Source organism: Acinetobacter sp. YK3, assembly GCF_001729365.1.
Lineage (GTDB): Bacteria > Pseudomonadota > Gammaproteobacteria > Pseudomonadales > Moraxellaceae > Acinetobacter > Acinetobacter vivianii.
Map to the genome: position 1 here is coordinate 1 of NZ_LZPJ01000116.1, position 15993 is coordinate 15993.

10 protein-coding genes are annotated in these 15993 nt (G+C 41.3%); 4 read left to right on the top strand and 6 right to left on the bottom strand.

The window, feature by feature from the left end; genetic code table 11:
• Positions 1-449: 449 nt before the first annotated feature.
• The 4 genes from pcaF (at position 450) to A9Z07_RS14225 (ending at position 6766) form a co-directional block, all read left to right on the top strand.
• Positions 450-1658 carry a 3-oxoadipyl-CoA thiolase gene (gene pcaF / locus A9Z07_RS14210; RefSeq protein ID WP_062846724.1) on the top strand — a complete coding sequence of 403 codons (1209 nt, stop codon included), beginning with the start codon at positions 450-452 and terminating at the stop codon, positions 1656-1658.
• 16 nt (positions 1659-1674) lie between these two features.
• Positions 1675-2457, top strand: a complete 783-nt coding sequence (pcaD, locus tag A9Z07_RS14215; protein ID WP_069579504.1) for a 3-oxoadipate enol-lactonase — start codon at positions 1675-1677, stop codon at positions 2455-2457.
• Positions 2458-2614: 157 nt separating this feature from the next.
• On the top strand, positions 2615-4024 hold the full coding sequence (locus A9Z07_RS14220; protein WP_069579506.1) for an MFS transporter: 1410 nt from the start codon (positions 2615-2617) through the stop codon (positions 4022-4024).
• A 324-nt stretch (positions 4025-4348) separates the two neighbouring features.
• Positions 4349-6766, top strand: coding sequence for a penicillin acylase family protein (locus tag A9Z07_RS14225; protein ID WP_139126648.1), 2418 nt, complete (start codon positions 4349-4351; stop codon positions 6764-6766).
• Positions 6767-6836: 70 nt separating this feature from the next.
• Here the strand turns inward: A9Z07_RS14225 and A9Z07_RS14230 are convergent, their stop codons facing one another.
• The 6 genes from A9Z07_RS14230 to A9Z07_RS14255 form a co-directional block, all read right to left on the bottom strand.
• Positions 6837-8324, bottom strand: a complete 1488-nt coding sequence (locus A9Z07_RS14230) for an NAD-dependent phenylacetaldehyde dehydrogenase (RefSeq protein WP_069579509.1) — start codon at positions 8322-8324, stop codon at positions 6837-6839.
• A gap of 43 nt (positions 8325-8367) precedes the next feature.
• Complete coding sequence (locus A9Z07_RS14235) at positions 8368-9975, bottom strand: GMC family oxidoreductase (RefSeq protein WP_069579511.1); 1608 nt, start codon at positions 9973-9975, stop codon at positions 8368-8370.
• 66 nt (positions 9976-10041) lie between these two features.
• The gene (locus tag A9Z07_RS14240) at positions 10042-11259 is read right to left on the bottom strand and encodes a hypothetical protein (protein ID WP_139126649.1); all 1218 of its coding nucleotides are present in this window, start codon (positions 11257-11259) and stop codon (positions 10042-10044) included.
• 143 nt (positions 11260-11402) lie between these two features.
• Positions 11403-13718 (bottom strand): primary-amine oxidase, encoded by a 2316-nt coding sequence (gene tynA, locus A9Z07_RS14245; protein WP_171258983.1) that lies wholly within the window; start codon positions 13716-13718, stop codon positions 11403-11405.
• 203 nt (positions 13719-13921) lie between these two features.
• Positions 13922-14836, bottom strand: coding sequence for a transcriptional regulator FeaR (gene feaR / locus A9Z07_RS14250; RefSeq protein WP_004771104.1), 915 nt, complete (start codon positions 14834-14836; stop codon positions 13922-13924).
• A gap of 143 nt (positions 14837-14979) precedes the next feature.
• Positions 14980-15939, bottom strand: a complete 960-nt coding sequence (locus A9Z07_RS14255) for a p-hydroxyphenylacetate 3-hydroxylase reductase component (protein WP_171258984.1) — start codon at positions 15937-15939, stop codon at positions 14980-14982.
• Positions 15940-15993 lie beyond the last annotated feature (54 nt).

The window sequence follows — 15993 nt, forward strand, 5'->3', positions numbered from 1 at the left end:
CAGGCGTTGACGGGTGCTCAGTTGATTGATGCGACTCAAGCTTAAGGATTGAAATCCCCCTAAATCCCCCTTTGTTAAGGGGGACTTCACCTAAACAATAGAGTGAGGTCTCCCTCCTTTTTAAAGGAGGGATTAAGGGAGGATTAAAAGGAAAAAGTGACGAAAACTAGCTGTTGGTATGGGATTAAACACCTTAAGACTCCGTCGTACCAAGCTTTTATTAATTAATGGCCAGTGCTACTACCGTCACTGCCTGTAAATGAAAGTGATTTTCGAAAATCATTTGTATAGGCAATGCCTTACTTTTTAAGGATAAAAAGTAACAAAAATCCTTTGTTGGACTGATGGTATATCCATATACCACAGTCCAACAGGCGACATCCATGTCGCCATCGCGAAATAATGACTGAGAATGGCTGAAAGGCCCGAAGTAAAGGACAAGATTTAAAATGAAAAACGCTTATATCATCGATGCCATCCGTACTCCATTTGGTCGTTATGCAGGTGGTCTTGCACCATTACGTGCAGATGATTTGGGAGCCATCCCACTTCAGGCCTTGATGCAACGCAACCCAAGTGTCGATTGGCAACAAGTGGATGATGTGATCTATGGCTGTGCCAATCAGGCGGGTGAAGATAACCGTAATGTTGGACGTATGTCAGCATTATTGGCAGGCTTACCTTATCAAGTGCCTGCAACCACAGTGAACCGTTTATGTGGTTCATCACTGGATGCCATTGCCATGGCTGCGCGTGCCATTAAAGCCAACGAAGCTGACCTGATTATTGCGGGCGGTGTGGAAAGTATGAGCCGTGCCCCTTATGTGATGGGAAAATCTGACAGTGCATTTGGTCGCAGCCAAAAGATTGAAGACACCACCATGGGCTGGCGTTTTATCAATCCAAAGCTCAAAGAAATGTATGGCGTGGACACCATGCCACAAACTGCGGAAAACGTGGCAGAGCAATTCAATATCAACCGTGCTGATCAAGATCAGTTTGCTTTAAACAGCCAGCAACGTACTGCAACTGCACAAGCCAAAGGCTTCTTTGCCCGTGAAATCATCCCTGTAACGATTCCACAGCGTAAGGGCGATGCCATTGTGGTGGATACGGATGAGCATCCACGTGCATCAACAACTTTAGAAGCTTTAACCAAACTTAAAGGTGTGGTGAAAGCAGAAGGCACAGTGACAGCAGGTAATGCCTCTGGAATTAATGATGGTGCTGCTGCCTTATTGATTGCTTCGGACGAAGCCGTCGAAAAATATCAACTCAAACCACGCGCCAAAATCATTGCAGCCACCACAGTGGGTGTTGAACCTCGCATTATGGGCTTTGCACCTGCACCTGCGATCAAGAAACTACTTAAACAAGCCAATCTCTCTTTAGCGCAAATGGATGTGATTGAGCTAAACGAAGCTTTTGCTGCACAAGCTTTGGCAGTCACCCGTGATTTAGGTTTGGCAGATGATGATGCCCGCGTCAATCCGAATGGCGGTGCAATTGCCCTAGGTCATCCATTGGGTGCGTCTGGTGCGCGTCTAGTGACCACAGCTTTAAACCAGCTTGAACAGATCAAGGGACAATATGCCTTATGTTCGATGTGTATCGGTGTCGGTCAAGGCATTGCATTGATTATTCAACGTGTTGATTAAAAATTAAGGAAGAGTAATGTCAGTTTTTCAGTCTGCCGATGCACAGATCAATTATCAAACTTTTGGAGATCCCAACTCCCCTGCACTGGTATTTTCCAATTCTTTGGGGACCAACTACGGGATGTGGCAACAGCAGTTCAATTATTTTAAAGAACGCTTTTATGTGATTTGTTATGACACACGTGGTCATGGTGCATCATCAACGCCGCAAGATCCTTATACCCTGCAACAACTGGGTGAAGATGTCATCCGTTTACTGGATCATTTGAAGGTTGAAAAAGCCAGTTTTTGTGGAATTTCCATGGGTGGCTTAACGGGTCAATGGCTTGCGATTCATTATCCACATCGATTTAGTCATGTGATCATTGCCAATACTGCGGCAAAAATTGGTCAGGAACAAGCATGGCTGGATCGTGCAAAATTAGTTAGAGAACAAGGTTTACAACCCATCGCAGCGACTGCCGCATCTCGATGGTTTACAGATCCCTTTATCCAAAGCCAAACGGCGATTGTCAATAACTTGTGTAACGACTTAAGTGCTGGCAGCGCAATGGGTTATGCCAATTGTTGTGAGGCTTTGGCTAAGGCGGATGTTCGTGATCAACTCAAAGCGATCCCTATTCCTGTTTTAATTATTGCTGGAACACAAGACCCTGTCACTACAGTTGCTGATGGGCAATTTATGCAACAGCAGATTCCAAATGCCCAGTTAGTAGAAATCAATGCCTCGCATATTTCGAATATTGAACAGGTCGATGCATTCAATCAGGCAGTGTTCGACTTTATTACTACAACTTAATTAAAACAAAGTGCTGCTTCATAAGCAGCGCAAGATCGTAGCACTAAAAACACGTTCCACCTGAATAAGCTTTGCCATAGAAATATATTTATTTAAATCAATAGTAAGCCATTATTTTTTGACCGATGTGCCTTGGTCGCTGCATAAGGATCATGCAATGCATAATAACAACTCACAACACCATACGGTTTCAGCACCTTCATTTTTCTCTTCAAATCTGAAACGAGCTTGGCTAATTACGGCACTTTTAGTGCTGTTTCAGATGATTAATTTTGCAGATAAAGCTGTTTTAGGTCTTGTTGCCGAACCCGTCATGGCTGAATTAGGACTCACGGCGACCCAGTTTGGTTTTATTGGCAGTGCCTTTTTCTTTTTGTTCGCAATCTCGGGTATCGCCGTTGGCTTTATTGCAGAAAAAGTTCAAACCCGCTGGTTACTTCTGATCATGGGATTAAGTTGGGCACTGTTACAGTTCCCTATGCTATTCGGTGGTGGTTTAACAACCTTATTGATCACACGAATAGTACTCGGTGCAGCAGAAGGCCCTGCTTCATCCATTTCATTAACCCATGTACAAGGTTGGTTTGAACCCAGTGCCCGTGGTTTCCCAAGTAGCCTTGTCGCTTCAGGAACCATGCTTGGGCCAATTATTGCAGCACCTATTTTGGCCTATATCATTGCGCATCCAGATTGGGGCTGGCGTTGGGCCTTTGGCTTTCTGGGTATTATCGGCATCATCTGGAGTCTTTTCTGGCGTTGTATCTGTAAAGAAGGCCCTTATAGTCATTTTCATCAAGCCCAAAATTCAGCGACTTCTTCTATAACAGAAAGCAAAGAAGCTGAGACCAGTCGCCAAAGCATCATAGATTTTGTAGATCAATTAAAACCCGTCCCAATTTTCAAAATCTTTTTTTCTCAAATGTTTATTGCGGCCTTCCTCGCTGGCTTGGGCTGCTTTTGGTCTTTAGGATTTTTAACCACTTGGGCAGTTAAATATATTGCATCCATCCATCAGTTCTCGCCTGAAATGATTGCCTTTATTTCTAGCTTTCCGTGGATTTTAGGCGCCCTCACCTTGGCACTTGCTGGCTATATTTCAAAAGTACTTCTACAAAAAGGACAAAGTGTTCATATTGCTTTTGGTGTTGTTTTTGGCTTACTACTTCTATGTTCGGGTGCTGCCTTTTATTTGCTCTCCTTTTCAACGGGAAGTCTCAATCTGATCCTGATCACGGTTGCAGCAGGATTTTCCATGTGTTTTCCGCTGGCAACCATGACCGTCAGTTATAGTGTTTGTCCACAGCAACGTGCCGCAGTCATGGCAACACTGGTGGCAACCGCCTCTATAGGCGGAATCATTTCCCCAACCATGATTGGATATTTAATGGACCATGCAGGTTATATCAACTCAGGCAAAGGCGTTCCACTCAGTCCACAGATGTTAGAAAATTTAACGATAGGCATGAATCAGGGATTTAGCTCTATTGGTTTGTATCTGGTTGTGGTTGGGATTCTCAATATCGTATTACTGAATCCAGATCGGTTAGCTAAAAAATTGATGCGTTAGTTCTGCTCATTCGTCAAACAATCATCTTAATGCCCCGAGCAAAAAGCAGATGATTGTTTGATCTATTATTTTTCTTAAATGAATTTCTCGAAACCGATAAAACCTTGTCTCATAAAGTATAAAGATATACCCACAAGGTAATGGAAAATTACATAGATAAATCATCATAATTTTATTCAATGAACAAGGTATGTTCAGCGGTGTATTTCACTCCCTTCAACAGAAGATTTTCAAGTCATGTCTTTGAAACGATAACGACAATAAGGATATTTAAAATTGATCAATCATAGCCCCCTCTATAGCGCTACTTTGCTTAAAAATGGAATGTTAGCGTTAGGTTGTACTTTGCTCATAGGATGTAATTCACCTTCAAATTTAGAAACAACGCCTCACCCACAACAAATCACAATTAAGCGAGATCACTTTGGTACGCCCCATGTCTATGCAAAAGATAGTTATGGGCTTTTTTACGGTTATGGCTATGCCGTCGCAACTGATCGTTTATTTCAGATGGAAATGTCAAAACGTACAGGTTTAGGTACGGTCGCTGAAGTATTGGGTCCCGATTATGTGCAATATGATATTGCAACCCATAGTCGCTTTAACCCTGAAAATATCAGACAACAAATTGCGCGACTCTCTCCTGAAGATCGTGCAATTTTTGAGGGTTATGCAGCAGGTTTCAATAAACGCGTCAAAGAAGTTTTAGCCAAACCAGCACTCATGCCAAAAGAATTTGTTGATTATGGCTTTAAACCCTCAAGCTGGGAAACAGAAGACATAGCAATGGTTTGGGTCGGCCTCATTCTCAATCGCTTCTTTTCAGCCAGTTCAGAAGTTTCAAACTTAGACTTGCTCACCCAACTACAAAAAGAAAAAGGGCAAGCTGAGGGTCTGAAAGTCTATCAACAATTACGCTGGCTAGATGATCCCAAAGCGCCAACAATTATTCAGTCCGAACAAGCACCACAGTTTTCAGCACAACAGCAAACTATCCCGAAAAAGGTTTTGCCTATCTCCAATCAGGCAGCAGAAAAATATTTAGCACAAGCACGTATTGCGCTGGGTAAAAGCGTGATTGATGGTGTTCCAACAGCTAGCAATGCTTGGGTAGTAAAGGGAGATAAGACCATTGAGGGTCAGACTGTTTTATATAATGGCCCGCAACAAGGCTGGTATACCCCTGCGATTACCTATGCAATTGGACTACACGGCGCTGGCTATGACCTAACAGGAATTACCCCTGTCGGTTTACCTGCCATTTTATTTGGCACCAATGGCAAAATCGCATGGGGTTCTACGGTAGGCTCACTCGATACTAACGATGTTTACCAACTCACTTTAAATCCAAGCAATTCAAAAGAATATTTATACAAAGGCGCTTATATTCCATTTGAGCACAAGCAAGTAAAAATAAAAGTTAAGAATCAGGCCGACCATATTTTAGATGTTTATAAGAGCAAACAAGGCTTTGTCAGCACATGGGATGAAAAAAATCACACCGCCTATGCTCAAAAACGTAGCTGGGAAGGTGTAGAAATTGAAACCTTATTAGGCTGGGCCAATGCAGCCAAGGCCACCAACTGGAATGAGTTTCTTGCTCAAGCTAAACGTGTCGCAGCCTCTATTACTTGGTTCTATGCCGATACCAAAAACAATATTGGGGTCGCTGCGTTGGGACGTTTACCGATTCGCCCCGAAAACCAGCATATTCAACTTCCTGCACTTGGCGATGGTTCAATGGAATGGCAGGGTTTCTACGATTTCTCGCATAATCCTAAACAATATAATCCTGAAAAAGGTTATATCAGTAGTTGGAATAATAAAGCATATGCAGGTTTACGTTCTGACTCATCGAATTTCTCTTATGTTGATCGTGTCAATGAACTGATCGAACCTTTGGAAAGCAAACCAAAGTTAAGCCAGCAAGAGATTTGGGACATTAATAAAATAGGTGCTTGGTCGGATTTAAACGCACGCTATTTTATTCCCTCTATAATCAAAGCCGCACAAAGTGACAAAGCCACGGCCCAGGCTAAAAAAGTCGCACCGCTATTGGCAGAATGGGATCTAAAATTACGCCCAGATCGTGAAGGGAAAAATTATCAAGGTGCAGCGCCAGCGATTATGCGTGCATGGCTGAATCAGATGATTGTCTTGGTGTTAAAACCGAACTTATCAGAAAGTATTTATCAGCGTTATACCGATACGCTTTATCCAGTCAATAATGATCCACGTAGTGCCCAGCCAGCCAGCGCCTCAAAATTAATCTGGAATGCATTGCAAGGAAAACAGGCGAGCGTTCCTCAACAGGTTGACTTCTTAAAAGGACAAACAGCAGATGAGGTTGTCTTAAAAGCTTTAGAAAATGCGCTGACTGAACTTTCAAAACAGTATCACTCTACTGATCCGAATGACTGGAAAATTCCAGTGGCGACAATGGGCTTTTCCAGCAAAAATTCAGTCGGTATTCCATGGGCTGATCCATCACATGAACAACAGCTCAGTACTTATGGAAATACAGGAAGTGCTACTTTTAGAGTGGTGTTAAATCCAAATCAGGTCACAATGTGTTCGATTTTAGCCCCAGGACAAAGTGGCTTTATCAATCAAAATGGAAAAACTGATGCCCATTTTGCAGATCAACTGCCTTTATTTGAAAGTTATAAGTGTAAAGATGATGCAGTGAGTGAAAAGGAAATCGACCAAGCAACTCAACAAAGCATCACTTTAAACTACTAACGTTTTAGTCCAATTTTTATGTTAAAGACTGAGGTTTGTTATTTCTAAAATGACAAACCTCTTTATTGACTTAATAGCGAATCATGACCGATTTTAATTCGGTGTAATCTTCAATAAATGCATCTGAAAACTCTCTGCCAACTCCTGAAGCTTTCACCCCGCCAAATGGAACGGATGGATCTAAGAATGTGTGCATATTGACCCATAAGGTTCCTGCTTCAATTTTAGGAATTAAACGTAAAGCTTTAGATAAATCATTTGTCCAGATACTTGCGGTTAAACCAAAGCGCGACTGATTCATCAGTTGAACAAGTTCTTCGTCAGTTTCGAAAGGCATTACCCCAACCACTGGACCAAAGGTTTCTTCTGAAAATAAAGGGTCATCCGTATTTTTGAAGGAAATTAAAGTCGGCTGTACAAAATACCCAGTCTGATCTAGGGCCTCACCTCCAGCAATAATCTGGTTGTTGGCTTTAGCCATATCTAAATAGTGTTTTACTTTATGAAAATGTGGCTGATTAGAGAGTGGGCCAAACATACTTCCTTCATCCATAGCCGATCCAATTTTGAAACTCGAGAGTGCTTTAGAGAGTTTTTCGACTAGTTCATCATGTTTTGTATGATGTACAAAAAACCGCTCTGGCGATGCGCAAACCTGTCCTTGATGCACAAAAGTTGCTTGCAGCAAAGTCGGTAAAATCTCATCAATATTTGCATCGGCCAAAACCGCTATGGCATTTTTACCACCCAGCTCCAGACTTACACGGGTTAAATCACTGCTCATTGCGAGTTTACCAATGGCAATGCCAGTTGGAACTGAACCTGTAAATGAGACTTTCTTAACCAGCGGCGATTCAATTAAATATTGCCCTGTATCACCCTTACCTGTAACCACATTAATAACACCCGCTGGAATACCTGCTTCAATGGCAAGTTCAGCTAAACGTAATAAAGATAAGCTGGCAAACTCACTTGGTTTAAGCACAATGGTACAGCCCGTTGTTAAAGCTGAACCGATTTTCCAAACACCAATCATCAGTGAAAAATTCCAAGGCACAATCCCTGCAACCACACCAATCGGTTGTCTTAAAGTAAAGGCCGTATATTTTTCACCTTGCATAGAAGGAATAGAGGGTTGCATGGTTTGACCATTAATTTTAGTTGACCAACCCGCAAAATATCTTAAGAAAATAACAGATTGTGCGACTTCAAGGTGTCTTGAAATATTGATAAGTTTTCCAGTAGATAATGACTCGAGCTGTGCAAGTTCTTCACCATATTGCTCAATTAAATCGGCTAACTTGTTCAGTTTAACGCCACGTTCATACGGCGTCGTTTCAGCCCAAGCATTTTGAAAAGCATGTTCAGCACTTTTCACGGCGCTTTCAACATCGTGTTGACTACCAATACTAATTTGAGCAACCACTTGTTCAGTCGATGGATTTACAATATCCACTTTATCTAAAAGCTCGGCAGCAACTAATTTTCCATCAATAAAATGTCCATGTTGACGTGTCATAAATTGCTGTACGCTTGCTAAAATCTGAACTTCACTCATTTTCTTTTCCTCTTTTCATTTCTAAATATTGATATGACAGCAACTAAGCGACTTGATTCAAAATAAAGTCTGCACCGCGCTCACCAATCATGATGGCAATTGCATTGGTATTACCACTTGGAACTTGTGGGCAAATAGAACAATCCACCACACGTAAGTTATGAAAACCATGTACTTTAAGGGTCTGATCTGTGACCGAATCTTGCGGAGCATTGCCCATTTTGCAGCTACCTGCGGGGTGATAAACCGTTTTAATATTCTGGCGCATCCATTGATCAATCGCTTCAATATCATCAGGATCGACATTTGCAGGCTCAATCACTTCTTTGACAATCGCTTTCAATGCTGGTTGTTGTAATAAGCGAAGTCCGGCCTGTACTGCACGGATATTTGCGTCAATATCTTCTTGATGACCTAGATAATTAGGGTCAATGACAGGTAAATCTTTGGGATCTTTACTGCTTAAACGTAAAGTCCCACGTGCTTTTGGCTGTACATGTCCGACTTTAATGGTAAGGCCATGTGCCTGAGCCACTGCTTTTTCACCAGGGGTATTATCGAAATTATCGAGCACAGGTAAAAAATGAAATTGGACATCAGGTCGACCATTGTTATTGGTATCAATAAAACCACCACCTTCTAAAATATTGGTGGTTAGCAATCCTGAACGCGTAAAACACCATTGTAAAAAGTGTCGTACTGCGGCTAAACCTTGGTCTTCACCGAGCAGACTATTATTGGTTGTTACAGTTGCATTAATCGACATATGCAAATGATCATGAAAATTGTCACCTACAGGTAAATCACGAATGCATTCTATTCCGAGTTCATCTAAATGCTGTTTTGGGCCAATTCCCGAAAGTAATAAAACCTTAGGACTGCCAATAGCACCAGCACTCAGAATGACTTCTTTTTGAGCCTGTACCGTAATTGGTGATTTTCCGCCAACACTATAAGTCACCCCAGTAACCTGATCACCTTGAGTTTCAATTTTATGGACTAAGGCATCAGTAATCACTGTGAGGTCTGGGTGGTTTTCGACTGACTTTAAATAGGTTTTTGAGGTACTCGCCCGAGAACCATTTTGAGTAGTAGTTTGATAAAACCCTACGCCCGCCTGATCCCAACCATTAATATCGTTAACATAGTTCATCCCCATTTGTTGACCTGCCTTAATACAAGCAAGCGTTAAAGGATGGCGATAGCGGTTTTCACTGACAGGTAAAATGCCATCTTGTCCATGATATTCATCAGCAAGACTTTCATTTTTTTCTGCTTTCTTAAAAAAAGGCAGCACATGTTGATAAGACCATTGATTGCATCCCCATTCCGAGGCCCATAAATCATAATCTTGTCGTTGGCCTCGGCAATAGATCATGCCATTAACCGAGCTTCCACCTCCCAACACTTTTCCTTGTGCAAGGATCATTTCACGATGATTACAATATTTCTGCGGCACGGTCATGTATTGCCATGATTTCTGCTGGAATACTTTAACCACTGTCGCAGGTATAGTATGAAACATACTGCTATCTCGGCTTCCTGCCTCTAGAACAAGAACACGCCCAGCCTTGGCTTCTAATAGTCGTGCTGCGACCACACAGCCTGCTGAGCCAGCACCAATCACGATATAGTCATATTGTGTATTCATCTGATTTCATCCTCATTTTATTTCTATAAATGCACCGCCAATAAACACGGTCTCCTTCACCCTGATTTAATAGATGTATTGCAGAATCAACTGCGCATACACATTGGTCTTAACATCGTAATTTTGAGTACCACCGCTATGGATATCGTGTTTTGGTTTATAGAGCCCGACTAAAGGAATAACGTTGAATTTTTTATTAACCGACCAAACCGAAAACACATCCAGCTCATGTCCATCCACATTGGTAAAAGACTTATTGACTGTTTTGAACTTATAGGCCAAAGCACCCAACATAAAGTTTTCTTTTAGATTCATGCTGTAAGAGACTTGATGAATATCTGCATTTTTATTGAATGGACCAGCATAGTTTCCAGCAACTTCACCTTGAAACCATGTACCAAACCCGACCGTATTTCCATAAAACATTGGATCGTATTGGTCTGAAAAGTGACTAAAACGGTAGCCTAATGAGGGCGTATATTTTGAAGATAAAAAGTTATAGTTCAGTGCTAAATAGCCAGCATTTTCTTGACCCTCTTTTTTATCTTGTACAACAAACTCAGTTTTAACTTGCAGCTCTGGTAAAGGTTGATAATTCAAACGTAAAGCATAGTTTTTAAGGTCTTCGCGCCCCGAAACCTGTTCAGCATCTTCAAGATCTAATACATCTAAATAAGTAAACCCAACACCTTTATCTTTAAGCTGATACATCAGATCAGTTACAAAGAGTTCTGGGGAAAATTGTGCTTTATTGTCCGACTTTAAATAAGCCAGCTTTAGCGTCGTATTCTCTTGCAGTTTGTATTGAAGCAAACTGGTAAAATCAAAGCTTCGACGTGCCGCCAGATAATAGGCGCCGCCCCGATCGAGTGTGCCATCCGCAGGTGTTTTACCGAGGTTTAATGCATCCCCCGCAATGAAAAAACCGTCACCAATCATGATATTTTGCCGACCAATACTTAAATCATAGGTCGTTAACTCATCTTTATTGGTACCATCTTTAAAACCAATGATCCATTCATTCACATCTGTTTTACGTTCTTTGCCATTACTATTTTGGCCTGCGTCACCATCTCCAAAGGTTGCCGAACTAATCCCGCTCAAACTTGCATAGAGCTGGTTGTTGTTAAATGTATATTGTCCTTTGACGCCATATTTAAGATGGCCTTCTTGCCAATTGATTCTTTCATCCTCTAGGTTTTCGCCGTTATAGCTTTTACCGCTACTAAAAGCCCCGAAAGTTGCCTCAAAAGTCGGTTTAATTTCTAGCTCACTTGCATGCACAGTTGAAAAAAATGAGACAAAGAGAGTCCCTCTCATAACTTGAGAAAGTAGCGTTTTCATACAAAATTCCTTTTTTGTCAGCGGACTGCTGGACGCTCAGCTTAGGGTAAGCTCACGTTACCCTTTCTGGCTCATCTGCACTTTTAGTGATGGTCGTGCTGCGTATTTTGCTCTTCTTCACCCAAATTCAACGTCGGGGTACTATCAAAGAAATTCCACGGTTTGATCAAGGTATAAACCCACTCTGTTGGCATGATCGGCCATTCTTCAGCACGCGCCACATGGGTGGTGCCTGTGGTCATCCAGACCACGAGGTCTTTATTTTCAATATTGTCATTGTTGCTAATGAATTGACCTAAGCCTGTGTCATGAGTCGAACGGTTGGAATATTTGCCTTCAGGATAGCGTTCATCTGGATTGTACTGCGTCACCCAAATTTGCTTATCCATAAAGTTCAAACGTTTAAATAACCATTCATCTTTGGAAAAATTGGCTCCTTTCGCCACAGGGTGTGTTCCACCTGCAAATGGAATCAATTGGTAAGAAACAGGATTACCCAATTTATTTTCCTTATTGAAATTCGTGAGTAAACGAATGGTAGATGGATCAAATTTTTCAGCCGCATTTTGCTCATTGCTAATCACTTTACTGTCAATTTGCATCGTGCTTGTACGCACACCACCTCTGTCATTGGCCTTCACCACAGGGTCCATGTGCATAAAGCTGTTGTTTTCCCCATCTACATCCATATCCAAGCGGAAGTTATAGATGTGTTGATGGGTTGTACCCACAATATTATGGTCAATCAGAGTGCCATATTTAGTGTCTTCTTTGGCGGTACTGTCATGCATGGTGCGTGACTTAACACCTTTAACCGCTTCAATACCCGTTGCACCTGCATTAATGCCAATTACACCATTTTGGGCAAAGACCCAGTCAAACATGTAATCGTAATTACCCACTGTGCTAATCCAGCGCACCACAAGTTCACGGCGTGCTTCACTTGCGTCTTGATCACCAAAAATTTCCTGGTGTTTATATTCAGGCCCTGCATAGCGCTCAAAAATGGCGATTGCATTTGGAATCACTTGTGGCTGGCCTTTATAGTCTGCTATGACCGCATCCAGTAATACTGCATTTTCTGGTGCGTCAGTTCCCAGTTGAATGGCTGATGTGAGTGTTCCCATCCCATACTCACCTGAGTCCAGATACGATTTAAAGTACCAGCCCATATCTGGATCACCATATGGAACCACCATACCGCCCAGATTACCTTCATACATGACCTTGCGTTTTACGCCTTTATCTTTGTATGTCACAGTTGAAAGTTGCAGGCCAACACGAGAGTCTAGTGCGACATGGAAACACCAATTTCCCCAATGTACGGTTTGTCCTGTAATGGTAAAATTCTTGCCTTCAGGCTCACTTATATTGAGCGGCTTAATTTTAGGTGGTTTAGTATTTTTGGTGGCATAAGGACGATCTACCATTGGAACAGGAATCATTGCCCCTTCTTCGATTTTAATAATTTTTTCTTTATCCAGATCCACCACAGCGACCAGATTTTCAATCGGGTGTGCCCAATAATTGCCATCTCCCGTATCGAGATAAGACACAACTTTTAAAACGTTAAGCTGTTTATCCAAGCCATCTTTACCGCCAAAATAGCCGACAGTTAATGGATTGGTAATCACTTTCTTGACATCTGTGATGCCACGTTTACGTAAAGCATCCTGATATTCTTTGCTTGCTTCAATCACACGTTGTACGGTCTCGAAGTTATCCAGTAACACCATACCATGCGTATCTTTAAGGACATTCCATTTCGTGACTTGCTGTGTATTCAGATTTACTTCACCTTCAATCGCTTGGTTGCCTTTTAATAAAATAAAAGAGGCCATGCGATCATCTTTATATTCTTTATGATTGATAAAGAAATCCCAAACTTTGGCTTTTTCAGGTTCTTTCAGTTTTAACTCGGCAAAACGCATATTTTTATAGGCATATTTTGAGCGATTAATCACATCAAAAGTCTTTTTGATTTCATCTGTATTGAGGCTATTGAGCGGATGAAAGGTATTTTCAATTTTAAAAGTTTGATCTAAACCCGACTGGAACACTTCATTGAAAAAGTCTTTCCCAATAACGGGTTTGCCATCTTTAATGAGTAACGGGACACTCAGCTTTAAGGGTTTTCCATTCACCAAGACCTGATCTGAATTAGGTTTGGCTCTGACCTGCATGGAACCTTTGGTAATGGTATAGCTATTGGTAAAATCATCTTTAACAACTTTAGCGCCCTGCTCACTCATGTTTTGATAAAGCGGTACCATTTCGGCATGTCCACCATGCGCATAAGCCTGCGTAGTCAAGCCCCAACAGCTCGCAGCAATGGATAGGTTAAGCGCTAATATTTTTTGTATATCTTTGAATAATTGTTGTTTAAGCATCATCTTCATCCTTTTCTGTCTATCCCTGAACGATCTTTGATGGATCGTTAAAATGCACTTTCCACTGTGTGAAACAGGTAAGATCAACCTAAGATTTTGGTTTTCTTTGGTCGTTCAAACCTTTCCTTATTGATTTAATTTCAACACAGTTGCATCGGTCTAGCTTGTTCAGGAATGACCTCGAACTTGTCTAAAAATGACATCAAAAATGCTTAAGCCAACATCGTTTCCCTGAACTCTTTCGGAGAGATGCCATAGGTTTTTTTAAAGATTTTTGAAAAATGAGCGCCATCCCAAAAACCCCATTTCAAGGCAAGCTGGGTAATCGAACTTTGTTTATTTCTTTTATCCAGCAGATCTGTTTTGACTCTTTCCAAACGTTTGAGCTGTATATATTTGTTAATCGATAGGTTTTCTTGGACAAATAATCGATAAAGATGCCGTAGCGATACACCAATATGTGCGGCAATGAGCTTGGGAGAAAGATCAGGTTTAGCTAAATTCTCAATAATATAGCGCTCGGCTTTTTCTAAAAGATTATCGGCATGATTCATATTTTTATAATTAATGGTCGGCTTGATTAGAGCAATCAGTGCATCTTCAAATGCATTGCCATCTTCGGTTGCATACCAAAGCTTAATATTTTCAGGCGACATATTTTTCAGAATATTCTTGAGTAAAAAACCGCTCATATTTTGGGTAATGAGTTTGCCAAAATACTCCGAACTAATATGCTCTTTCAGTAACTTTTCCCGCGACAGATGCACCGAAATTTGACTGACCAAACCTTGTGGAAACATCGAAATGGTTTCAACAGGATCAAGTAAAACGATATCACCCTCATTCAAGGTTAAAGTTTCATCTTTATAATTCAGCAGCATTTTTCCTGAATATTGCAAAATCAAAAAACAAAACCGATTATTGACCCGATCGACCTCATCCGCTTTCCGGACAATTTTATTGGCATTATTTTTGATAAAAGCAATCTCGGTATCACCCAATAAAAAACACTGCACCTCACCAATGAATAAATTACGGGTACCATCAAAATCCGTTTCAAAATTGCCGCATACATTTTTAATATGATGCGTCCAGCTTAACAGTGCATCACTTACATATTGGTTCATCCGCTCACGTCCTTGTTGCTACGGTATTCACGCGTTAAATTTTTCTGTCAAATATACGTCCTTGCACATTCTTTTTATTGATTGCTTAGAGAGTTGATATAAGAAAGCTGATAAATCGTTTCAACTTATCAGCCTCATCCTGCTTATGCTACACCAGCAAAGTCTCTTAACATGGTAATAAAAATATCTTTTTGCTCATCTGAGTATTTTTCAAACACCTCATTTTGATGGCTATCTGCAATATCAAATAGATAGTGTGCAGTTTTTTTGCCTTTTTCGGTCAGTTTAAAAAATCCGTCGCTCTCAATCAGCAAACCGTCCTTTTGCAAAATCGATGCAGCCTGCTCCACTTCTCGCATCGGCATGGCAATATCACGTGGCAAATCTGCCTTATTCGACGCAGTCCCACTACCGAGCACCAATAATAAACGTGCTTCACTGGTGCGGAAACCAGTTACCAGTTGCTTGGGAATATAATCGGTCTGATAAAACTTGAATGCACGGCTCATCAGATAACAAACATTGCTATATAAATGGCCCTGATGCATTTCACCAATGTCTTCAGCTTCTACCGTCTCTTTTAACTGGAGTAAGGGATGAGGAATCACACCAGAGTAAGCCCCTTGATGATAAACCAGTGGACTACGTCCTTCATCACGGAAACGTACCACTTTGCCAATAATAATCCAGTGATCACCACCTTCAATAATGTTATGACGCTCACATTCAAACACCGCAGAACAGTGATCCAGAATGGGGGCCTGACCTGCCCCAGTCTGATAACTGGTGCCTTCATATTTATCGATATTACGGCGTGAAAATTTATTGGATAACTCGATCTGCGAGCCCGATAGAATATTCACGGCAAAATGTGAAGCCTGTTCAAATACAGGGAAACTAGATGAGTTTTTATCAATACTCCATAAAATTAGCGGTGGATCTAAAGACACTGAATTAAAACTATTGGCAGTCACGCCCACCTTTTCACCTTGTTCATTTTGCGCGGTCATGATAGTGACACCTGTCGCAAAATTTCCCAAAGCACGTCTGAATCGCATTGGATCTATTGTTATTTCATCCATTGATTTTAGTGAATTCATTATTCTCTCCTGAATCTTTTATCCTGTTTCTGGCCGATATTTGATACCAATTTATCC

Bases quoted from the DNA above. Each gene is read 5' to 3' on its own strand.
- pcaF (WP_062846724.1), top strand. From the start codon at position 450: ATGAAAAACGCTTATATCATCGATGCCATCCGTACTCCATTTGGTCGT.
- pcaD (WP_069579504.1), top strand. From the start codon at position 1,675: ATGTCAGTTTTTCAGTCTGCCGATGCACAGATCAATTATCAAACTTTT.
- A9Z07_RS14220 (WP_069579506.1), top strand. From the start codon at position 2,615: ATGCATAATAACAACTCACAACACCATACGGTTTCAGCACCTTCATTT.
- A9Z07_RS14225 (WP_139126648.1), top strand. From the start codon at position 4,349: ATGTTAGCGTTAGGTTGTACTTTGCTCATAGGATGTAATTCACCTTCA.
- A9Z07_RS14230 (WP_069579509.1), bottom strand. From the start codon at position 8,324: ATGAGTGAAGTTCAGATTTTAGCAAGCGTACAGCAATTTATGACACGT.
- A9Z07_RS14235 (WP_069579511.1), bottom strand. From the start codon at position 9,975: ATGAATACACAATATGACTATATCGTGATTGGTGCTGGCTCAGCAGGC.
- tynA (WP_171258983.1), bottom strand. From the start codon at position 13,718: ATGAAGATGATGCTTAAACAACAATTATTCAAAGATATACAAAAAATA.
- feaR (WP_004771104.1), bottom strand. From the start codon at position 14,836: ATGAACCAATATGTAAGTGATGCACTGTTAAGCTGGACGCATCATATT.